The sequence below is a fragment of the Bradyrhizobium sp. USDA 4503 genome, from assembly GCF_054055815.1.
The window spans coordinates 5,027,242-5,048,880 of record NZ_JBSRXS010000001.1; the positions used below are offsets into that span (position 1 = coordinate 5,027,242).

A 21,639-nucleotide genomic window follows, 5' to 3' on the forward strand; every position below is an offset into this window, starting at 1 on the left:
TCGGTCTTTTCTGGTTGTCGAGACACAGAGGGCCGAGCATGCGATATCGCGGTAGCATTTTTGGAAGGCTGCTTGAACCGATCAATCGACGGCAGTTTCAGACGGTTGTGGATCGTCTGGACGGGGATGCCTACGACAAGTCGTTCAGGAGCTGGGATCATCTGGTGGCGCTGATCTATGCCCAGCTTAGCGGCAACAGCAGTCTGCGCGGGGTAGTGACTGGCTTCAACGCCAATTCGCAGCATCACTATCACTTGGGAACCGGCAAGCTGTCGCGCTCGACGTTGTCCGATGCCAATGCCCGCCGTCCGATCGGCATTTTCGCGCAAACCTTTGCGGCGCTGTCGGCGATGGCGCGTCGCCAGCTGCGGAGTGAAGGCATGGAGATGGTGCGTCTGATCGACGCCAGTCCGATCCCGCTCGGCAAGGTCTGCAGTTGGGCGACGTGGAACGGCCGCATCCGCGGCATGAAGCTGCATGTCGTCTACGACCCAAGGAGCGATGTCCCGACCTGCGTCGAGATGACGGCCGCGAACGTCAATGACATCGAGATCGGCCGACAGACCCCAATCCAGCCCGCCACCACCTATGTGTTTGACAAGGGCTATTGCCGTTTCGACTGGTGGCAGAAGATCAATGATAGCAAGGCTTTCTTCGTTACCCGGGCGAAGACGAGCATCCGTCTTCGCTCGCTCAGGCATCGCGCCATCCGCAAGCGTAACGGGGATGGCTTCGAAATCCTTGCCGATGACGAGGTGAAGCTCACCAGCAAGGGCGATTCGCGCCTTCCAATCCCGCTCCGCCGCATCAAGATCAGACGCGAGAAAGGCGGCAAGATCACACTCCTGACCAACGACCTTGCCCGTAGCGCCGTCGAGATCGCCGCCCTCTACAAGAGCCGATGGCAAATCGAGCTGCTGTTCCGCTGGATCAAGCAGCATCTCGATATTCGCAAGTTCCTCGGCGCCAACGACAACGCGATCCGCCTTCAGGTGCTCGCTGCGATGATTGCCTACCTGCTGCTGCGCATCGCCGCTCACACCAACTGCATCAAAATGCTCCCGCTCAGGTTCGCCGAACTCGTCGGCCAGCTCCTGCTCACGCGTCGATCCCTCGCTGCCATCGACAAACCTCCGCCCATCAACCCCAGCCGTCGGAAATCAACCATCTCACCTGACCAGATGGAGCTCCGCTATGCCTGAATTTCCCCGGACACCCCTGCCTGAAAGGGGGAAGGTCGGGATGGGGGTCAGCCGCAAGCGACGCTGCAAGTGGTGAGAGAAGATCCCCACCCGCTTTGCTCTGGCGAGCAAAGCGACCTCCCCTCTTCAAGGGGAGGTTAAGGCAACGCATAACCTCATCACCTATCCGGATTGGCGCGCTCGAACTGGCGCAAGAGGCGGTTGCCGCGCTCGACGGCGTTGTCCATCGCGGCTTGCGCCGAACGCTTGCCGGCGAACACCTGCTCGAGTTCCTCCTCGATCACGTCGCGGATCAGGACGAACGAGCCGAGGCGGATGCCCTTCGAATTGTCGGTCGGCGGCTTCAGCGTCACCTCCTCGATCGAGATCGAGGCGCCGGGATTGCGATCGTAGAAACCCTGCGCGCGGGTGAGATCGAATGCGGCGCGGGTGATCGGCAGGTAGCCCGTGTTCTGGTGCCAGGTGGCCTGCACCTCCGGCCGCGACAGATAGGCGAAGAACTTCGCCACGCCGGCGTACTCCGCGCGCGGCCGGTCGCGCAGCACCCACAGCGTCGCGCCGCCGATGATCGAGTTCTGCGGCGCGCCCTGCACGTCGGGTTCGTACGGCATCATGCCGTAGCCGACCTCGAATTTGGAATTGGCCTTGATGTCGGCGCGCGTGCCCGACGAGCCGATGAAGATGCCGCACTCCCCTTTCTGGAAGCGCGGCTCGGCCGCCTGCCCGCGGCCGCTATAGTCGAAGGCCTTGTCGGCCTGCCACTGCGCGAGCTGCGCGATGTGGCGAACCACCAGCGGATTGTTGAAGATCAGCTGGGCGTCGAGCCCGGAAAACCCGTTGGCCTTGGTCGCGATCGGCAGATTGTGGAAGGCGGAGAAGTTCTCGACATTGATCCAGGACGGCCACGACGTGGTCAGTCCGCACATCGCGCCCGCCGCGCGCAGCCGCTTGGCCGCGACGCCGAGCTCCGGCCAGGTCCTCGGCGGCACACTCGGATCGAGCCCGGCGGACCGGAACATATCCTTGTTGTAGTAGAGGATCGGCGTCGAGGCATTGAATGGGAACGACAGCATGTTGCCGTCGACATCGGCATAGTAGCCGGCCACCGCGGGCAGATAGGCCGACGGCGCGAACGCCTCGGACTGATCGCGCATCAGCTCGAACACCGGATAGATCGCGCCGCGGGCCGCCATCATGGTTGCGGTCGCGATCTCGTTGACCTGAACGATCGCCGGCTGGCTGCGCGATCGGAAGGCGAAGATCGCCGCGGTGACGGTCTCGGTATAGTTGCCCTTGTAGGCGGGCACGATCCGGTAGTCGGATTGCGAGGCGTTAAAATCGGCGGCAAGCTTCTCGAGCTGCTTGCCGAGCTCGCCCGACATCGCGTGCCACCACATGATTTCGGTGGCCGCCCGCGCCGGCGACACAAGCAGAAGAGCCGCGACGACGAGGTACAGGAGCTTCAAAGCGAACTTCACGACGAGCCGTTCCCGGATGCCAACACGCCCTCATAAGGCGCCACAACCGCAGATTCAACCGACACCGCAGGTTGCACCGCGGATTTAACGTTTGGCCGATGGCGAACCAGCGCCATTCTGCTAAAAATGCGTTGAACCTTTTCTTCCCGCCCAGGACACAATTCACAAGGGGAATAGTAGCCTGTGTACCGCCGCGCCGGCCTTTCGCGGATAACGATGCTTGCCGTCGCGCTGTCATGGGCAGCGGTCCCGGCGAGCGCTTTTGCGCGCGAATTCCGGACCGCCGATACCCAGAATGAGGACTATCCGACCGTCCAGGCGCTGAATTACATGGACCGCCTGATCGCCGAACGCACCGCCGGCCGGCACCGCATCGTGGTCTTCCATTCCCGCCAGCTCGGTGAGGAGAAGGAGACGCTGGAGCAGACCCGGGCCGGCGCCATCGATTTGAACCGGACCAATGTCGCGCTGATCGGGACAATGGTGCCGTCGGTCAACGTGCTGGCAATGCCGTTCCTGTTTCGATCGCCCGAACACCTGCAAACCGTGCTGGATGGACCGATCGGCAGCGAGATCCTGAACAGTCTCGGGGATCACGGCTTCATAGGGCTGGCCTTCTACGATTCCGGCGCCCGCTCGATCTACAACAGCGTGCGCCCGGTGCGTTCGCTCGACGACCTCAAGGGACTGCGGGTGCGCGTGCAGCAATCCGAACGGATGTCGGACATGGTGCGTGCGCTCGGCGCCCAGCCGGTCCAGATGCCCTACGGCCAGGTGCTGACCGGATTCGCCACCGGGCTGATCGACGGCGCCGAGAACAACTGGGCGTCCTTCGTCACCACCGGCCACTACAAATATGCCGGCTACTACACGCTGACCCGGCACACTTTCAGTCCGGACGTGCTGCTGATGTCGCAAAAGGCCTGGGCCAGCCTCTCGCCGGAGGAGCAAACGATCTTCCGCGAGGCCGCGCAACGCTCCAGCGCCTACATGCGCGAGAGGTGGCGCGAGCTCGAGGAGCGCTCGCGCCAGCAGGCGGAGTTCGCCGGCGTCAAGATCGTGACCGACATCGACCGCAAGCCGTTCGAAGCTGCAATGGCCGGCATCTACGCCAAGGCCGAGCGCGATCCTGCGGTATCAGCGCTGATCGAACGCATCCGCAACATGGAGTAACCGGATCTTGGACGCACCAGAGCAGGACGGGACGAAGCGACGGCGGGCGGCCTTCGGGCCGCAGGGCCGTTTCCGCATCGTCCAGTTGCTGCGTGCGGTCCCGATCCGCTGGCGCATCCTTTCGATCGCCCTGCTCAACTCCGCGGTCGTGATCGTGCTGGCGGTGCTGATCTGGAACGGCTCGAAGGTGCTCGGCTCGGCCTGGGAGGATGTCCGCCAGGTGCGGGAATCCGACAAGATCCTGGCCAAGCTCGAAAGCGAGACCAGCCGTCTGCAGAACCTGATCCATCGCTACATCAATCAGCCGAGCCCGGACCTGTTCGCTGAAATCCTGCTGCTCCGCGAGGCCGTGCTCGGCACGCTGACCAACCGGGCCTCGACCGACCCGATGCTGTCAGGCTCGGTCGAGCAGCTGGAGCGCGTCACCAGCCGTTTCCTCGACGGCTTCGGCGAACTGCGCACCGTGCAGACCAGGATCGCCAAGACCTATGACGAGCAGGTGCTGTCGCCGACCAAGGACATGGCCGGGCTCTATTCGATCATCGAGGGCGCGACCGGCCATCGCGATGCACTGATCTGGCCCGCGCTCGGCAAGTCGCGCGAAGCGTTCACCTCGCTGCTGGTCGCCGCCAACGCCTACTACCTCTCGCTTGCCTCCTCGTCGGCCGAGGAGGCCCGCCGCAACATCGATACGATCGAGCGGACGATTCCCGTCATGACCGATCTGGCCGAGAACGATCTGCAGCGGATGGCACTGGCGCGGCTCAAGGTCAAGACCGCCGAGCTGCGCGACGGGCTCGGCAAGCTCAGCGAGCAGCTCACCAACCGCACCGATCTGCTGCGCAACTCGATCGACGCCAGCCAGGCGGATGCGATCGGCGCGATCGACGATCTCTCGGTGAAGATGCGCCAGCGCGAGCAGAAGGCGCAGGAGACGTTCGACAAGACGCTGACCTCGATCTCGCGCCGGGTGCTGTCGATTGCCGTGATCTTCCTCGGCGTCATCATGTCGGCCGGCGTCATGATCGCGCTGTCGATCCGGCTGCCGCTGGCGCAGATCATGGCCGCGATGCGCACCATCACCTCGGGGGACCTCGACCGGCCGGTGCAGGGCACGTCGGCCAAGGACGAGGTCGGCGCCATGGCGCGTGCGGTCGAAGTGTTCCGCGAAAACGCGATCGCCAAGCGCAAGACCGAGGACGAGCTGCGCACCGCCAAGGAGGAGGCCGAAAGCGCGCTACTCGAGCTCAACACCGCGCAGCAGAACCTGATCGATGCCGAACGTCTCGCCGCGCTCGGCGGCCTCGTTGCCGGCGTCGCCCACGAGGTCAACAACCCGATCGGCATCAGCCTGACGGTGGCCTCGAGCTTTGCCCGCCGCAGCGAGATGTTCGAGAACGATTTGAAGACCGAGCCGCTGCGCCGCTCCAGGCTCGACGAGTTCGTCCGCGCCTCGCGTGACGCATCGCAGCAACTGGTCTCGAACCTGACGCGCGCCGGCGAGCTGATCCAGTCGTTCAAGCAGGTCGCCGTCGACCGATCGCATGCCGAGCGCCGCCAGTTTGCCTTGAGCGAATCCACCGACCAGATCGTGGCGAGCCTGCGGCCGGTGCTCAAGAAGGCCGCGATCGCGCTCTCGGTCGATGTGCCCGAGGGACTGCTGATCGACGGCTATCCTGGCGCCTATGGGCAGATCTTAACCAATCTTTTCCTCAACGCCGTCAATCATGCCTTTGCCGATGGCCGCTCCGGCACCATCACCATCTCGGCGCGCGGGCGCGGCGCCGACGATGTGGAGATCATCTTCGCAGACGACGGGGCTGGCATGACGCCGGACGTGCAGCGGCAGGCGTTCGACCCGTTCTTTACGACGCGCCGCAACGAAGGTGGTACGGGCCTTGGCCTCCACATCGTCTATAACCTCGTCACCCAGCAGCTCGGTGGACGCATGATGCTGGAGTCAAGGGTAGGACAAGGCACCACTTTTCGCATTATCATGCCCAGGATCGCCAAGGGGGCTGCCAAGGGCGAGCCCACGATCGCTGACGCAGCAGCCGACGGAACCAGTCAATGGCCGAACAGGACGATGTCCTCCAACTGATCGACGATACCGAGAGCCCCCCGGAGGACTCGTCGGCCCGCAAATGGAAGATCGCCGTCATCGACGACGATCACGCCGTCCATGAAGGCACCCGTTTCGCGCTGAGCGATTACAACCTGAACGGTTCGACGCTGGAGATCCTCTCGGCCTACTCTGCGGCCGAAGGCCGCACGCTGATGCGGGACAACCCCGACATCGCGGCCGTGCTGCTCGACGTCATCATGGAGACCGACGTCGCCGGCCTCGAGCTCGTCGAGTTCATCCGCAACGAGATCAAGAACGAGACCGTGCGCATCATCCTGCGCACCGGCCAGCCCGGCCAGGCGCCGGAACGGCGCGTCATCGTGCAATACGACATCAACGACTACAAGGCGAAGACCGAGCTCACCGCCGACAAGCTGTTCACGTCGCTGACGGCCGCGCTGCGCAGCTACCAGCAGCTCGAGCGCATGGTGCAGACGCGGCGCGGGCTCGAGATCATCATCGACGCGGCCTCGACGCTGTACGATTTCAAGTCGATGCAGCGGCTGGCCGAGGGCGTGCTGACCCAGCTCGCCTCGCTGCTCAACGTCGACTGCGCAGGCATCCTGGTGCTGCGCGACGACGGCAATTCGGCGGCGGCCGATTTCTCGGTGCTGGCCTGCTCGGGCTGCTACAGCCGCTTCATCGGCACCACCTCGTCGAAGGCGCTCGATCCGGACCTGCGGCACATGGTGGAGGAAGCATTCCAGCGCCGCAAGAACGAGTTCGCCGACCACCGCAGCGTGCTCTATTCGCGCACCGGCAGCGGCCGCGAGGTCGTGGTGCTGCTGCAGGCCGAGCGCCAGCTCTCCGACACCGACCGTGCGCTGGTCGAGATCTTCTCGAGCCGGCTGTCGATCGCGTTCGACAATGTGATCCTCTACCAGCAGCTGCACGAGGCCAACACCCAGCTCGAGGACCGCGTCGCGCAGCGCACCCGCGCGCTGATGCAGGCCAACCGGCGGCTCTCGGCGCAATGGCTGCGGCTGCAGCGCGCCAACGGCTTCAAGAACGAAATCCTCGGCACCGTCGCTCACGATCTGAAGAACCCGCTCGGCGTGATCCTCGGACGCACCGAGATGCTGACCGAACTGATCGGCGCCGGCTCGCCGAAGGAAAACGTCACATCGCAGGTCGAGCACATCAGGGACGCGACCAAGCGGCTGACCTCGATGGTCGACCATCTGATCTCGGACGCGATGGCCGACGCCTTCGACATCACCATCCGCCGCGAGCCGGTCGACGTCGCGGCCCTCGTCAACGAGGTCACCGAGGCGAATTTGCCTTCGGCGGTCAACAAGCAGCAGAGCATCTCGGTCTCGGGGCCGCAGCAATTCGTCACGATGTGCGACGCCGACCGCATCCGCGAGGCGATCGACAACCTCGTCAGCAACGCCATCAAGTACTCGCCGATCGGCGGCAAGATCACGGTCACGGTCAGCCATGAGGGCGACGACACCGTGATCCGGATCGCCGACCAGGGCCCCGGCCTCAGCCCCGAGGATCTCGGCCGGCTGTTCGGCCGGTTCCAGCGGCTGTCGGCCAAGCCGACCGCGGGCGAGAGCTCGACCGGGCTCGGCCTTTCCATCGTCAAGCGCATCATCGACATGCATGGCGGCCATGTGACCGCGCAGAGCCCGGGCCCCGGACAGGGGTCGACCTTTACGGTTACACTGCCGGCGACAGAGACATCATGAGCCAGAACCCGCATATCTTCATCGTGGACGATGAGGCGCCGGCCCGAGAAATGGTCGGCGATTACCTCAAGATGCACGGCTTCGGCGTGACGCTGTGCGACGGCGGCAAGAGCCTGCGCAAGGAGATCGAGGGCTGCACGCCCGATCTCGTGGTGCTGGACCTCAACATGCCCGAGGAGGACGGGCTGTCGATCATTCGCGACCTCAAGAGCAAGATCAACGTCCCCGTCATCATGCTGACAGCTACTGCCAGCCCGATCGACCGGGTGGTCGGGCTGGAGCTCGGCGCCGACGACTACGTGGCCAAGCCCTGCGAATTGCGCGAGCTGATGGCACGCATCCGCTCGGTGCTGCGGCGGAGCGGGCCGGCGAAAGCGGCGGCGCCGGAACCGGCGAACGCGAAGGCCGAAAAGGAGCAGCTGGTTCGGTTCGGCACCAAATGGCTCGATCTCGAGGCCCAGGCGCTACGCGACGACGAGGGCAACGAGCATCCGTTGACGGCATCCGAATTCGGCCTGCTGAAGGTGTTCGCGGCCAACCCGAAGCGGGTGCTGTCGCGCGAGCGGCTGCTGGAACTCGCCAATGCGCGCGACGCGGAAGCCTTCGACCGCGCCGTCGACCTGCGCATCATGCGCATCCGCCGCAAGATCGAATTCGACCCGACCAAGCCGTCGGTGATCCGCACCATCCGCGGCGGCGGCTACCTGTTCTCGCCGACCGGCGACAAGGCGTAGCGTTGCGAAAGCCGTCCCCGTCATCCCCGCGCAAAGGCTTCGCCTTTGTCGCTGGAGGAGCCGCGCAGCGGCGTCTCGAAGGATGCACGGCCCCGGCTGGTGGCCGTCGATCCTTCGAGGCTCGCTGCGCTCGCACCTCAGGATGACGGGACTACGCCCTGCATCATCCTCGAATTTATCGATTTGGCTGTGCGACACACCCAGAATCCACACAGCAAAGGCTGTCAATCCGCGCAAAAATCCCTAAGTTTCGGCCATGCCGAAAACAGCCTCCAAAGCCCCCGCCAAGCCCGCATCGAAGACCGACCCCAAGCCCGTCGCCGCCAAGGCCACGGCGAAGGGCGACCATGTCTTCCTGGTCGACGGCTCGTCCTACATCTTCCGCGCCTACCACGCGCTGCCGCCGCTGAACCGCAAATCCGACGGGCTGCAGGTCAACGCCGTGCTCGGCTTCTGCAACATGCTGTGGAAGCTGCTCCGCGACATGCCCGAGGACAACCGGCCGACGCATCTGGCGATCGTGTTCGACAAGTCGGAGATCACGTTCCGCAACAAGCTCTACCCCGACTACAAGGCGCACCGGCCTCCGGCGCCCGACGATCTGATCCCGCAATTCGCGCTGATCCGAGAGGCGGTGCGCGCCTTCGAACTGCCCTGCCTCGAGCAGGTCGGCTTCGAGGCCGACGATCTGATCGCGACCTATGCGCGGCTTGCCAGCGAGCGCGGCGCGACCACGACGATCGTGTCATCGGACAAGGATCTGATGCAGCTCGTCAACGACAAGGTCGTGATGTACGACACGATGAAGGATCGCCGCATCGGCCGCGACGAGGTGATCGAGAAGTTCGGCGTGCCGCCGGAGAAGGTGGTCGAGGTGCAGGCGCTGGCCGGCGACTCCACCGACAACGTGCCCGGCGTGCCCGGCATCGGCATCAAGACCGCCGCGCAGCTGATCATCGAATATGGCGATCTCGATCAGCTGCTGTTCCGCGCCGGCGAAATCAAGCAGCCGAAGCGGCGCGAGGCGCTGCTCGAGAACGCCGAGAAGGCGCGCATCTCGCGCCAGCTGGTGCTGCTTGACGACAAGGTCGACCTCGAAGTGCCGCTCGACGACCTCGCCGTGAACGAGCCCGACTCGCGCCGGCTGATCGCCTTCCTCAAGGCGATGGAGTTCACCACCCTCACCCGCCGCGTCGCCGACTACGCGCAGATCGACCCGGCCAATGTCGATGCCGATCCCGGCAACAAGAGCGGCGCGAGCGTGTTCTCGCCGTTGCCGCCGTCGGATGTGACGCCGGCGCCCGGAGACGCTCCGGCATCGGCCGCGGCGCCGCTGCCGAAAGCCAAGCCGACCGGCGCGCGCGACGACAAGAATTCGAGCCGCAAGGGCACGCCGGCGACGCTGGCCGAGGCCCGTGGCGAGGCGATCCGGAAAATTGGCTTCGACCGCAAGGCGTATCAGGCGATCGGCAGTCTCGATCAGCTCAACGCCTTCATCGCCCGCGTGCCCGACACCGGTTATGTCGCGATCGAGGCGATGTCGGAATCGATCGACCCGATGCAGGGCGAACTCGCCGGCCTTGCACTGGCGCTGGCGCCAAACGATGCGTGTTACGTCCCGCTCAGCCACCGGCAGGCCGGCGGTGGCGCGGGCCTGTTCGATGCCGGCCTCGCACCGGGCCAGATCAAGACCGCCGAGGCGCTGGCGGCGCTGAGGCCGCTGCTGGAGTCCGTTGGAATCCAGAAGGTCGGCTTTGACGTCAAGTTCACCTCGGTGATGCTGGCGCAGCACGGAATCACCCTGCGCAACATCGACGATGCGCAGCTCATGAGCTACGCGCTCGATGCCGGCCGCGGCTCGCATGCGCTGGAGGCGCTCGCCGAGCGCTGGTTCGGCCACGCCGTCGTCAATTACGGCGGCCTCGTCGGCAGCGGCAAGGGCAAGCTGACCTTCGATCAGGTCACGATCGACAAGGCCAGCGAATATGCGGCCGAAAGTGCCGACGTGATCCTGCGGCTGTGGCGGGTGCTGAAGCCGCGTCTCGTCGCCGAGCGGATGACGACGGTGTATGAGACGCTGGAGCGGCCGCTGGTCTCGGTGCTGGCGCGGATGGAACGGCGCGGCATCTCGATCGATCGCCAGGTGCTGTCGCGGCTGTCGGGCGATTTCGCCCAGACCGCTGCGCGCGTCGAGGCCGAGATCCAGGAGATCGCCGGCGAGCCGGTCAATGTCGGCAGCCCGAAGCAGATCGGCGACATCATCTTCGGCAAGATGGGATTGCCCGGCGGCAGCAAGACCAAGACCGGCGCGTGGTCGACCACCGCGCAGGTGCTCGACGAGCTCGCCGAGCAAGGCCACGAATTCCCGAAGAAGATCCTGGAGTGGCGCCAGGTCTCGAAGCTGAAATCGACCTACACCGACGCGCTGCCGACCTATGTCAATCCGCAGACCCATCGCGTCCACACCACCTACGCGCTGGCCGCGACCACCACGGGCCGGCTGTCGTCGAACGAGCCGAACCTGCAGAACATCCCTGTTCGTACCGAGGACGGCCGCAAGATCCGCCGCGCGTTCATCGCGACGCCGGGCCACAAGCTGGTGTCGGCCGACTATTCCCAGATCGAGTTGCGGCTGCTCGCCGAGATCGCCGACGTGCCGGTGCTGCGCCAGGCCTTCCGCGACGGGCTCGACATTCACGCCATGACCGCATCCGAAATGTTCGGCGTGCCGATCAAGGACATGCCGAGCGAGGTGCGCCGCCGCGCCAAGGCGATCAACTTCGGCATCATCTACGGCATCTCGGCGTTCGGCCTCGCCAACCAGCTCGGCATCGCCCGCGAGGAGGCCTCGGCCTACATCAAGAAATACTTCGAGCGCTTCCCGGGCATCCGCGCCTATATGGACGAGACCAAGGACTTCTGCCGCCGCAACGGCTATGTGACGACGTTGTTCGGGCGCAAGTGCTACTACCCCGACATCAAGGCGTCCAACGCCTCGGTGCGCGCCTTCAACGAACGCGCCGCCATCAATGCGCGGCTGCAGGGCACCGCGGCTGACATCATCCGCCGCGCCATGATCCGCGTCGAGGACGCGCTCACCGAGAAAAAGCTCTCGGCGCAGATGCTCTTGCAGGTGCATGACGAACTGATCTTCGAGGTGCCCGACGACGAGGTCGCGGCGACGCTGCCGGTGGTGCAGAAGGTGATGCAGGACGCGCCTTTCCCGGCGGTGATCCTGTCGCTGCCGCTGCAGGTCGACGCCCGCGCCGCGAACAATTGGGACGAGGCGCATTAGCCGCTCCTTCGCCTCTCCCCGCTTGCGGGGAGAGGTCGGATCGCTCTTGCGATCCGGGTGAGGGGGTACAGGTCTCACCTCGGTCCTTGCACGTTGAGAGAACCCCTCACCCCCAACCCTCTCAGAGCGAGCTTCGCTCGTCTCGACCCCGCATCCGCCTTCGCCCGAAGGCGGGCTCCGGCGGACAAGAGAGCGGGGCGAGGGAGCGCACCACCGCCCCGCCACATTGCTCCGAGAGCAATTCCGCGATGGCCGCGCGGCGGACGGCACGCTAGAAGCGTGCGCATCCCTCGCGAGACCCGTCATGCCCCACACCTCCGCTTTGCTCGGCTTTGCGCTCATCTGCCTTGGCATGGTGCTGACGCCGGGGCCGAACATGATCTACCTGATCTCGCGCTCGATCACGCAGGGGCCCGCGGCCGGCATCGTCTCGCTCGGCGGCGTGGCGCTCGGCTTCGTGTTCTACATGCTGTGCGCGGCGTTCGGCATCACCGCATTGCTGTTTGCGATTCCCTACGCCTATGACGCGCTGCGCTTTGCCGGCGCGGGCTATTTGCTGTGGCTGGCATGGCAGGCCGTGAGGCCCGGCGGCCGCTCGCCGTTCCAGGTCAAGGCGCTGAAGGTCGACGGCCCGCGCAAGCTGTTCGCGATGGGCTTCGTCACCAATCTGCTCAACCCGAAGATCGCGATGCTTTATCTGGCGCTGCTGCCGCAGTTCATCGATCCCACCGGCGGCAGCGTGCTGACGCAGTCGCTCGCGCTCGGCTCGATCCAGATCGTGATCAGCGTCAGCGTCAACGCGATGATCGCGCTCGCCGCCGGTTCGATCGCGGTGTTTCTCGGCACTCGCCCGACCTGGCTCCTGGTGCAGCGCTGGCTGATGGGCACGGTGCTCGCAGGGCTGGCGATGAAGATGGCGCTCGAAGCGCGGCGGGCCTAGCTTTCTTCACCTCGCCCCGCTCTTGCGGGGAGAGGTCGGCGCGTAGCGCCGGGTGAGGGGCGCATCCGCAAATTCAATTCCCACCGTTATCGGGGAGATAGCCCCTCACCCCACCCCTCTCCCCGCAAGGGCGGGGCGAGGGAGAAGATCAATCCAGCTTCGCCTCCATGCCCCGCTTCGTCGCCGGGCGAGCCATCAGCGTCTCGTACCAGCGCTTGACGTTGGGGAAGTCTGATAGCTCGACCTTGTGGCGCGGATGGCGCCAGGCCCAGCCGAGGATGGCGAAATCGGCGACCGAGAGATCGCCAGCGACGAATTCGCGCTCCTGAAGCCGGCGGTCGAGCACGCCGTAGAGCCGCCGCGTCTCGGCCATGTAGCGCTTCAGGCCGTAGGCGCGGTCCTGCTCGTTCTCCAGCGCGATGAAATGGTGCACCTGGCCCGGCATCGGGCCGAAGCCGCCCATCTGCCACATCAGCCACTCATAGACCGGGATCCGCTCCGCCAGCGGCTTCGGCAGGAACTTGCCGGTCTTCTCGCCGAGATAGAGCAGGATCGCGCCGGACTCGAAAATGCTAACCGGCTTGCCGCCCGGCCCATCCGGATCGACGATCGCCGGGATCTTGTTGTTCGGACTGATCGCGAGGAAAGCGGGCGCCATTTGCTCGCCCTTGCTGATGTTCACCGGGATCACCTTGTAGGGCAGCCCCATTTCCTCCAGCGCCACCGAGATCTTGCGGCCGTTGGGGGTGTTCCAGGTGTGCAGCTCGATGGTCATTTCCGCTTCCCGTGCAAGTGTTTGGGCAAGTGTTCGGCCGAGTGTTTGGCGCCTGCTTACGGGGAACGGAACGGCCGCACAACCGCGCTTTGCGGAAAGCACGCCCGCGGAAATCGCGGCTTGGGCACTGTTGACGGCCCGATTTCCACGCTGGAATGTGCCGGTAAGCGTGGATAGATTGCCGCCCGCCTCAAACCCTCAAGGGAAAAAGTCTTTGTCCAAATCAGCCTCCCGTGCCCGCCTCGCCGAGATCATCCGCAAGCGCTCGTTCGGCCGCGGCGAGATCACGCTGGCGTCGGGCCGCAAGAGCGACTTCTATTTCAACCTGAAGCCGACGATGCTCGATCCCGAGGGCGCGGCGCTGCTCGCCGAGCTCACCTATGAAGCGCTGAAGGATGACAAGCTTGATTTCGTCGGCGGGCTCGAGATGGGCGCGGTGCCGCTCGCCGGCGCCATCGCGCAACTGTCCTGGCTGAAGGGCCACCCGATCGCGGCGTTCTTCGTGCGCAAGAAGCCGAAGGAGCACGGCGCGAAGCTGTCCGTCGAAGGGCTGGCGAAGGGCGAAAGCCTTGCGGGCAAGCGGATCGTGATCGTCGAGGACGTCACCACGACAGGCGGCTCGGCGCTGAAGGCGGTGGAAGCCGTGCGCGAGGCCGGCGGCGAGATCGCCCTGGTCTTCACCATGGTCGACCGCGAGGAAGGCGCCACCGAGACGTTCGCCGAAGCCGGGCTCCAATTCCGCGCGCTGTACAAGGCCGGCGAGTTCCTGAAGGACTGAGTTTATTCCCTCCCTCTCCCCGCAAGCGGGGCGAGGTGGAAGGGGCGGTTCGCGCGACCTCGCCTTCGTGTGACGCCGTCACCCCAAATCAATCGCTCGTTTACCATCGCGCACTAGGGTGAAGCCGCCGGGGCAGCTTGTCGCCGTGGCGCGTCGGGTGGAGTTGGCGTTGCGTACAGAGTTGAGTGATCGGCGCATGCGGCGCCGCGTGATGCTGGCCGCCGCAGCCTTTGCGGGTTCCGTCCTGGTGGTGCCCGCGCCTGTCTCGGCCGAAGGGCTGTTCGACTTCTTCTTCGGTGGTTCCCAGAAGCAACAGGGCCGGCAGGCGCCGCCGCAGGCCAATTTCTTCGCCGATCCGTTCGGCCTCAATCAGCAGGCTGAACGGCAACCGTCCGCGCCCATCTCGGCGCCGCGGGTGGCCGGTTCCGGACCGGCGTATTGCGTGCGCAGCTGCGACGGGAAATATTTTCCGCTGACGATGCGCGGCAACGCCACGCCCGCGCAGCTCTGCCAGGCGTTCTGTCCGGCGAGCGCGACCAAGGTCTATTACGGCAGCCATATCGACAGCGCCGCATCGACCGCCGGCGAACGCTACGCCGACAGCGAGAACGCCTTCGCCTATCGCAAGGCGCTGCGCGCCGACTGCACCTGCAACGGCCGCGACCCGGCTGGGCTTGCGCCGGTCGACCTCGCGCTCGATGCCTCGCTGCGTGCCGGCGACGTGATCGCGACCACCGACGGCCTCGTCGCCTATACCGGCATCCGTGTCGGCAACGAGCAGTCGTTCGACTTCACGCCGGTTGCCTCCTATCCCGGACTGACTTCGGCGGTCCGCGCGCGGCTCGGCGAAATGAAGGTCGCCCCGGTCAGCGCCGAGATCGCCGGCGACGCGCCGCTGCCGGAAACCAGAAGCGATGTCGCGCCGTCGCCGCCGTCGTCTGTTGCGCCGAAGGGCAACGCCGCAAAGCCGGCAAGGCGCGCCGAAGCGAACTGACGGGCGTCAGCCCGTCATTCCGGGATGGTGCGTAAGCACCAGACCCGGAATCTCGGATTCCGGGTTCGATGCTTCGCATCGCCCCGGAATGACATCGCGACAACTATCAGCGCGCCACGATCACGCCGATCACGTTCGGCGCGGCCATGTATTTCTCCTCGATCGCGGCCCGCGCGGCCGCGCGGTTCTCCGGATTGAGGATGCCGCGCTTCTCGGCGAGGATCATCCAGCAATAGCCCCACCAGTCCGTCAGCATGCCGTGGTCGTCGACGAGATCATAACCCTGCTCGCCGGCGAAGATCCGCGCATGCGCTTCATCGAGCGAGTCGAGCCAGGCGTGATCCTCGTCCGAGAACAGTTCGTCGCTGAAATCATCCGTGGTGTAGCCCCAGATCGACATGCAGACCGCGTTGAACTCGCGATCGAGCTGGTCGTCGTCGATCGGCTGGCGGCGCGAGGCCTGGTGCAGCCGCGACAGCGACCGCGCGAAATCGGCAATCCGGGTCAGGGCGAATTGATCGAAGGCGATGGTGGACATGTAGTCCTCGCAGAGACTGAAAGACCATAGATATTGTGTCGGCGCAGCCGCCGAATCACAATGATATATCAAAGACTTGCTAAAGTGTTCTTAATTCGTTCTGATGCTATCAGTAGACGTCGCCCCGGCGAAGGCCGGGGCCCATAACCACCGCTATCGGACATCTCACGTGATCGGTGCCCCGAAATGAATGCCGCAGTCTATTACGTCTACATTCTCGCGAGCCGCCGCCATGGGACACTCTACGTCGGCGTCAGCAACGATCTTTGCAATCGGCTTACGCTTCACCGCTCCGGGCGCGGATCGCAATTCGTTAAGAAGTACGGCGTCACCCGGCTGGTTTACATGGAGGTCTACGCCACACCGCACGAAGCGATCGCACGGGAAAAAGCGCTGAAGGAATGGCGCCGCGACTGGAAGATTCGCCTGATCGAGAAAGACAATCCGGAGTGGGGCGACCTGTCCCATCTTCTCTGACGGCTGTGGTTATGGGCCCCGGCCTTCGCCGGGGCGACGCATTGCGGTGACTGTCTTCGCCTCATGAAAAAACGGTGGCCATGAAAGGCCCCAAAAAGCAATTCGGGCCGCTGACCAGGTCAGCGGCCCGTTGAAAATGGCTTCGGAATGAAATGCGTCGGAGCTGAAAAATGTGCCCGCCCCACGAGCGACAGCTGTGTTTGTAAAGGCTCCGTTAAGGCTTGGAAATCCGTATCACCACGGTGTCCCGATTGAGCGTGAAAGCGCGTTGCGCGGCCGCTCAATTCATCGCCGAGAGCAGCTTGTCGCCGCAGGCATTTGCGTAGAACTTGCCGCCGCATTGCCGCTTGATGGCGGCACAGCGCGCGGCGGGCGATGCGTTCTGCGCCACGCTGAAGCCGCAATTCAGGCCGTCGGCGCTGCGGCCCGGTCTGCCCGCGGCATCGGCTGCGCTGGTCGCCGTGATGCACACCACGAGCAACGCCGCGGCCGCGATTTCGATCAAGAGTCTCATCACGCATCCTCCGGTCAATTGTCGCGAAATCCCGGCTTCTGCAGCGCCATCGTAACACCCATGACGGCTGGTCAGGAAGGTTCCCGAAGCGGCCCGGTCCTTGCATAAAATCACGGCAGCGCTGTGTATGGCATCGTCCCTGACGGTTTCGATTGCCTTGCAAGGCGGGTATCATTGCGCTGGAGCGTAATCGGAAGGCCGCGGAACCGGGATCTCCGGGGAACCATGCTCCACCAATGAGATGGGGTCATGATGCGCATCACCGCATCATGTTCCGGTTGAACGGCAGGGATTGGGCGCGTTGCAGGAACAGACAAACTACCCGGCATTGAACCAGCCGATCGACGAGCTGGCGCTGACCGAGATCAAGAGCGCGATCCTGGCCAAGCTCCGGCTTGCGATCGGCAAGGACGCCACCGTTGCGACCAGACGCGACTGGTACAAGGCCGCGGCACTGACGCTGCGCGACCGCATCGTGCACCACTGGCTGACGGCCGAGAAGCAGAGCTACGACGCCGGCGCCAAGCGCGTCTATTATCTCTCGCTCGAGTTCCTGATCGGCCGCCTGTTCACCGACGCGCTCAACAATATGGGACTGCTGCCGCTGTTCGAGGCGGCGCTCGGCGACCTCGGCGTCGATCTTTCGGACCTGCGCAAATGCGAGCCGGATGCGGCGCTCGGCAATGGCGGCCTCGGCCGGCTCGCGGCCTGCTTCATGGAGAGCATGGCGACGCTGGCGATCCCCGCGACCGGCTACGGCATCCGCTACGATTTCGGCCTGTTCCGCCAGATCATGAACCAGGGCTGGCAGCAGGAATATCCCGACGAGTGGCTCGCCTTCGGCAATCCCTGGGAATTCCAGCGGCCGGAGGTGGTCTACAACGTTCACTTCGGCGGCCACGTCGAGCACATCGACGAGCGCGGCCGCGACCGCGCCACCTGGCATCCGGCGGAAACCGTCGAGGCCATGGCCTATGACACGCCGATCGTCGGCTGGCGCGGCCAGCACGTCAACGCGCTTCGCCTTTGGTCGGCGCATGCACCCGATCCGCTCGAGCTCGACGTCTTCAACACCGGCGACTACGTCTCGGCCAGCGCCGAGCAGGCGCGCGCGGAAGCAATCTGCAAATTCCTCTATCCGAACGACGAGAGCGCGGCAGGCCGCGAGCTCCGGCTGCGCCAGGAATATTTCTTCGTCTCGGCCTCGTTGCAGGATCTCGTCAAGCGGCATCTCGCCTCCGACGGCGGCCTGCGCAACCTTGCGCAGAAGGCGGCCGTGCAGCTCAACGATACCCATCCGAGCCTTGCGGTCACCGAGTTGATGCGCATCCTGGTCGACCTGCACAATTTCCGCTGGGACGAGGCCTGGAAGATCACGGTCGCGACCCTGTCCTACACCAACCACACGCTGCTGCCGGAGGCGCTCGAGACCTGGCCGGTCGAATTGTTCGAGCGGCTGCTGCCGCGGCATCTCGAGATCATCTACCGCATCAATGTGGCCCATCTCGCGCTCGCCGAGGAACGCTTCCCCGGCGACATCGAATATCGCGCCTCGGTCTCGCTGATCGACGAGCGCAGCGGCCGCCGCGTGCGGATGGGCCAGCTCGCCTTCGTCGGCTCGCACCGCATCAACGGCGTCTCCGCGATGCATTCCGACCTGATGAAGGAGACCGTGTTCCACGACCTGCATCATCTCTATCCGTCGCGCATCACCAACAAGACCAACGGCATCACGTTCCGCCGCTGGCTGATGCTGGCCAATCCGCGGCTGACCGCGCTGCTGCGCGAAACCTGCGGCGAGGCCGTGCTCGACGACTTCTCGCTGCTCGAGCGGCTCGAGACCCATTCGAGCGATCTGGAATTCCAGCGGCGCTTCCGCGACGTCAAGCATCACAACAAGCTGGCGCTGGCAAGGCTGATCGGCGAGCGCAACCACATCAAGGTCGACCCGTCGGCGCTGTTCGACGTGCAGATCAAGCGCATCCACGAATACAAGCGGCAACTGCTCAACATCCTGGAGACGATCGCGCTGTATCACGCGATGAAGGACGATCCGCGGCGCGACTGGGTGCCGCGCGTGAAAATCTTCGCCGGCAAGGCGGCGGCGAGCTACCGCTACGCCAAGCTGATCATCAAGCTGATCAACGACGTCGCCGAGGTCGTCAACAACGACGCTTCGCTCGGCGGCAGGCTGAAGGTCGCCTTTCTCGCCGACTACAATGTCAGCCTCGCCGAGGTGATCATTCCGGCCGCCGATCTCTCCGAGCAGATCTCGACCGCCGGCATGGAGGCGTCCGGCACCGGCAACATGAAGCTCGCACTGAACGGTGCACTGACGATCGGCACGCTCGACGGCGCCAATATCGAGATCCGCGACAATGTCGGCGAGGAGAACATCGCGATCTTCGGCCTCGAGGCCGGCGACGTCATGGTCCGCCGCAAGCAGGGGCTCGACGCCAGCGACGCGATCCGCAAATCGCCACGGCTGGAGCGCGCGATCCGCGCCATCGAGAGCGGCGAGTTCTCGCCCGGCGATCCCGCACGCTTCGCCTCGATCGGGCACGCGCTGCGCTACCTCGACCACTACATGGTCTCGGCCGATTTCGATTCCTACTACGACGCGCAGCGCGGCATCGACGCCCGCTGGATGGTAGCGCCGGCATGGACCCGCGCCTCGATCCTCAATGTGGCGCGCATGGCCTGGTTCTCCTCCGACCGCACCATCCGCGAATATGCCGAGGACATCTGGCACGTGCCGATGCATCCGGGTGCCTCGCCGCAGCTCGGCAACCAGCGCGAGGCGAAGGGATAATCCCGGGACGCGGAAATCGATTACGCCCGACGTCATTGAAATCAGCGCAATGCTCGCGATATTGCATGACGAACGTCATTGCTCGTCATTGCGTATGGCGATACGGAAGCGCCAGTCGATATTGAAAGACCTGCATGCTCACCAAGACCCCGCACCTTTTCGATGAAGCCACCGCCGTGACCGCCGGCGACAGCCGCTGGCAGGGACGGACCAGTCCCGATTACTGGGCGTTCGTCGGCCCGTTCGGCGGCTGCACGGCCGCGACCATCCTGCGCGCGCTGATGCAGCACCCGCAGCGCGCGGGCGATCCGCTGGCGCTGACGGTCAACTACTGCGCGCCGGTCGCCGAGGGCGCGTTCGATCTCGATGTCCGCCTGGTCAAGGCCAACCGCTCGAGCCAGCACTGGTCGGTCGAGATGACGCAGGGCGGCGGCGATGTCGCGACGCTGGCAACCGCCGTGTTCGCCGAGCGCCGCCCGTCCTGGTCGCACCAACCGGCCGGGTTTCCGGGCGCCGTGCCGTTCGAACATCTGCGGTCCTTTCCAAAGCTCAAGATGACCTGGGCCAACCAGTACGATTTCCGTTTCGCCGAGGGCGAGCCGAAGTTCGCCGGCGGCGGCGGCGCGAAACAGCCGTCGAGCCCGTATTCAAAGCTCTGGATCGCCGACCGTGTGCCGCGCAAGCTCGATGCGCTGTCGCTGATGTCGATGTCGGACGCGTTCTTCGGCCGCGTCTTCCACGCAAGGCACGAGCTGGTGCCGTTCGGCACCGTGTCGCTGACCACCTATTTCCACGCCGACGCGGCCGACCTGGACGCGGAGGATACCACCCGCGTGCTCGCCACCGCCGACGCCAAGAGCTTCCACAAGAGCTACGGCGACCAGCAGGGCGAATTGTGGTCGCCGTCCGGCCGGCTGCTCGCGACCACGACGCAGATCGCTTATTTCAAGGCGTAGCCAAATATCCACATTGGTCTGTTACGACCGCATTGCCTATTTCAAGGGTTGAGGGAACATTGGCACGTCGCTTCTGTTCCACACCTTTGGGAGCACTGCTGCATGTCCGAAGCCGACACGTCAAAGCCCTCGCGCATCGCCCTGCTTGGCGTTCCCATCGAGATCGGCGCATCGCAGGCCGGCCCGCTGATGGGACCGGACGCGCTGCGCACCGCGGGCATCGCGCGCCTGCTCGAGCAGCTCGACTTCCAGGTCGATGATCACGGCAACCTTGCGATCCCCGCCGTGGTCGCCGACGGCCCGGTGCCGGCCAACACCAGGTTCTATGACGAGGTGAAGACCTGGACCCGCGCGCTCTCCGAGCGCGCCTATTGGCTGGCGCATTCCGGCGCGATCCCGATCTTCATGGGCGGCGATCACTCGCTGTCGATGGGGTCGATCAACGGCGTCGCGCGCTACTGGCAGGAAAAGGGCCGGCCGCTGTTTGCGTTGTGGGTCGACGCGCATGCTGACTACAACACGCCGGCCACCACCATCACCGGCAACATGCACGGCATGTCGGCCGCGTTCCTGTGCGGCGAGCCCGGTCTCGACGATCTGCTCGGCGGACTGCCGCGCGCCTCGATCCCGCCTGATCAGCTCGACCTGATCGGCACGCGCTCGGTCGATCCGCTGGAGCGCAAGCTGCTGCGGCAGCGCAACGTGTCGATCGCGGACATGCGCCAGATCGACGAGTTCGGCGTCGCCGTGCTCACGCGCCGCGTCATCGAACGCGTCAGGGCGAAGAACGGCGTGCTGCATGTCTCGTTCGATGTCGACTTCCTCGATCCGGCGGTGGCGCCCGGCGTCGGTACCACGGTGCCCGGCGGCGCGACCTATCGGGAAGCCCATCTCATCATGGAGCTGCTGCACGATTCCGGGCTGGTGCGCTCGCTCGACATCGTTGAGCTCAATCCCTTCCTCGACGAGCGCGGCCGCACCGCGCGCGTCGCCGTCGAATTGATCGGCAGCCTGTTCGGCCTGCAGATCACCGACCGGCAGACGCCGAGCAACGCGGTGCTGCCGGAGATGGGGGAGTAGTGGAGCAACACGCGCGATGTCGTCCCGGCGAAAGCCGGGACCCATAACCACCGATGGTCATTGTTGCGCACCGG

General features: G+C 65.0%; 17 protein-coding genes. 13 read left to right on the plus strand and 4 right to left on the minus strand.

All coding sequences use genetic code 11. The features are described from left to right. The first annotated feature begins 38 nt into the window (after positions 1-38). On the plus strand, positions 39-1,202 hold the full coding sequence (locus tag ACVMIH_RS24215; protein ID WP_057015126.1) for an IS4 family transposase: 1,164 nt from the start codon (positions 39-41) through the stop codon (positions 1,200-1,202). 158 nt (positions 1,203-1,360) lie between these two features. Here ACVMIH_RS24215 and ugpB read toward each other — a convergent pair whose 3' ends face one another. Continuing rightward, positions 1,361-2,680, minus strand: a complete 1,320-nt coding sequence (ugpB, locus tag ACVMIH_RS24220) for a sn-glycerol-3-phosphate ABC transporter substrate-binding protein UgpB (RefSeq protein ID WP_456863578.1) — start codon at positions 2,678-2,680, stop codon at positions 1,361-1,363. A 216-nt stretch (positions 2,681-2,896) separates the two neighbouring features. On the opposite strand from ugpB, the gene ACVMIH_RS24225 reads away from it, so the two are divergent. The 6 genes from ACVMIH_RS24225 to ACVMIH_RS24250 all read left to right on the plus strand — a co-directional run bounded on the left by ACVMIH_RS24225 (position 2,897) and on the right by ACVMIH_RS24250 (position 12,641). Then, on the plus strand, positions 2,897-3,853 hold the full coding sequence (locus tag ACVMIH_RS24225) for a TRAP transporter substrate-binding protein (protein ID WP_456863581.1): 957 nt from the start codon (positions 2,897-2,899) through the stop codon (positions 3,851-3,853). 103 nt (positions 3,854-3,956) lie between these two features. Beyond that, the gene (locus ACVMIH_RS24230) at positions 3,957-5,954 is read left to right on the plus strand and encodes a sensor histidine kinase (protein WP_168859052.1); all 1,998 of its coding nucleotides are present in this window, start codon (positions 3,957-3,959) and stop codon (positions 5,952-5,954) included. Further along, positions 5,924-7,672: an ATP-binding response regulator gene (locus tag ACVMIH_RS24235; RefSeq protein ID WP_057019490.1), complete on the plus strand. Its 1,749-nt coding sequence runs from the start codon at positions 5,924-5,926 to the stop codon at positions 7,670-7,672. The genes ACVMIH_RS24230 and ACVMIH_RS24235 overlap by 31 nt, the downstream gene beginning before the upstream one ends. After that, entirely contained in the window at positions 7,669-8,406 is a 738-nt protein-coding gene (locus tag ACVMIH_RS24240; RefSeq protein WP_076831064.1) for a response regulator, read from the plus strand. Before ACVMIH_RS24235 ends, ACVMIH_RS24240 begins: the two co-directional genes overlap by 4 nt. A gap of 256 nt (positions 8,407-8,662) precedes the next feature. After that, a complete protein-coding gene (gene polA, locus ACVMIH_RS24245) occupies positions 8,663-11,701 on the plus strand; it encodes a DNA polymerase I (protein WP_229189679.1) in 3,039 nt (1,012 codons plus the stop codon). Positions 11,702-12,005: 304 nt separating this feature from the next. Further along, the gene (locus ACVMIH_RS24250) at positions 12,006-12,641 is read left to right on the plus strand and encodes a LysE family translocator (RefSeq protein ID WP_076831097.1); all 636 of its coding nucleotides are present in this window, start codon (positions 12,006-12,008) and stop codon (positions 12,639-12,641) included. Positions 12,642-12,789: 148 nt separating this feature from the next. Here the strand turns inward: ACVMIH_RS24250 and ACVMIH_RS24255 are convergent, their stop codons facing one another. Continuing rightward, entirely contained in the window at positions 12,790-13,416 is a 627-nt protein-coding gene (locus ACVMIH_RS24255; RefSeq protein WP_057019494.1) for a glutathione S-transferase family protein, read from the minus strand. A 214-nt stretch (positions 13,417-13,630) separates the two neighbouring features. Here ACVMIH_RS24255 and pyrE point away from each other — a divergent pair, with 214 nt between their 5' ends. Further along, positions 13,631-14,194, plus strand: a complete 564-nt coding sequence (gene pyrE, locus ACVMIH_RS24260) for an orotate phosphoribosyltransferase (protein ID WP_057019495.1) — start codon at positions 13,631-13,633, stop codon at positions 14,192-14,194. A 196-nt stretch (positions 14,195-14,390) separates the two neighbouring features. Further along, positions 14,391-15,188: a DUF2865 domain-containing protein gene (locus tag ACVMIH_RS24265; protein ID WP_057019496.1), complete on the plus strand. Its 798-nt coding sequence runs from the start codon at positions 14,391-14,393 to the stop codon at positions 15,186-15,188. 106 nt (positions 15,189-15,294) lie between these two features. On the opposite strand, the gene ACVMIH_RS24270 is transcribed toward ACVMIH_RS24265, so the two are convergent. Further along, entirely contained in the window at positions 15,295-15,726 is a 432-nt protein-coding gene (locus tag ACVMIH_RS24270) for a hypothetical protein (RefSeq protein ID WP_016843277.1), read from the minus strand. A 186-nt stretch (positions 15,727-15,912) separates the two neighbouring features. Here ACVMIH_RS24270 and ACVMIH_RS24275 point away from each other — a divergent pair, with 186 nt between their 5' ends. Beyond that, positions 15,913-16,203: a GIY-YIG nuclease family protein gene (locus tag ACVMIH_RS24275; RefSeq protein WP_057019497.1), complete on the plus strand. Its 291-nt coding sequence runs from the start codon at positions 15,913-15,915 to the stop codon at positions 16,201-16,203. Between the two features lie 280 nt (positions 16,204-16,483). Here the strand turns inward: ACVMIH_RS24275 and ACVMIH_RS24280 are convergent, their stop codons facing one another. Further along, entirely contained in the window at positions 16,484-16,717 is a 234-nt protein-coding gene (locus tag ACVMIH_RS24280; protein WP_057019498.1) for a hypothetical protein, read from the minus strand. Positions 16,718-17,009: 292 nt separating this feature from the next. Here ACVMIH_RS24280 and ACVMIH_RS24285 point away from each other — a divergent pair, with 292 nt between their 5' ends. The 3 genes from ACVMIH_RS24285 to rocF all read left to right on the plus strand — a co-directional run bounded on the left by ACVMIH_RS24285 (position 17,010) and on the right by rocF (position 21,565). Continuing rightward, positions 17,010-19,529, plus strand: a complete 2,520-nt coding sequence (locus ACVMIH_RS24285) for a glycogen/starch/alpha-glucan phosphorylase (protein WP_156436465.1) — start codon at positions 17,010-17,012, stop codon at positions 19,527-19,529. Positions 19,530-19,663: 134 nt separating this feature from the next. Continuing rightward, the gene (locus tag ACVMIH_RS24290) at positions 19,664-20,485 is read left to right on the plus strand and encodes an acyl-CoA thioesterase (protein WP_057019500.1); all 822 of its coding nucleotides are present in this window, start codon (positions 19,664-19,666) and stop codon (positions 20,483-20,485) included. A gap of 102 nt (positions 20,486-20,587) precedes the next feature. Beyond that, on the plus strand, positions 20,588-21,565 hold the full coding sequence (gene rocF / locus ACVMIH_RS24295; RefSeq protein ID WP_076831116.1) for an arginase: 978 nt from the start codon (positions 20,588-20,590) through the stop codon (positions 21,563-21,565). The last annotated feature ends 74 nt before the right edge of the window (positions 21,566-21,639 follow it).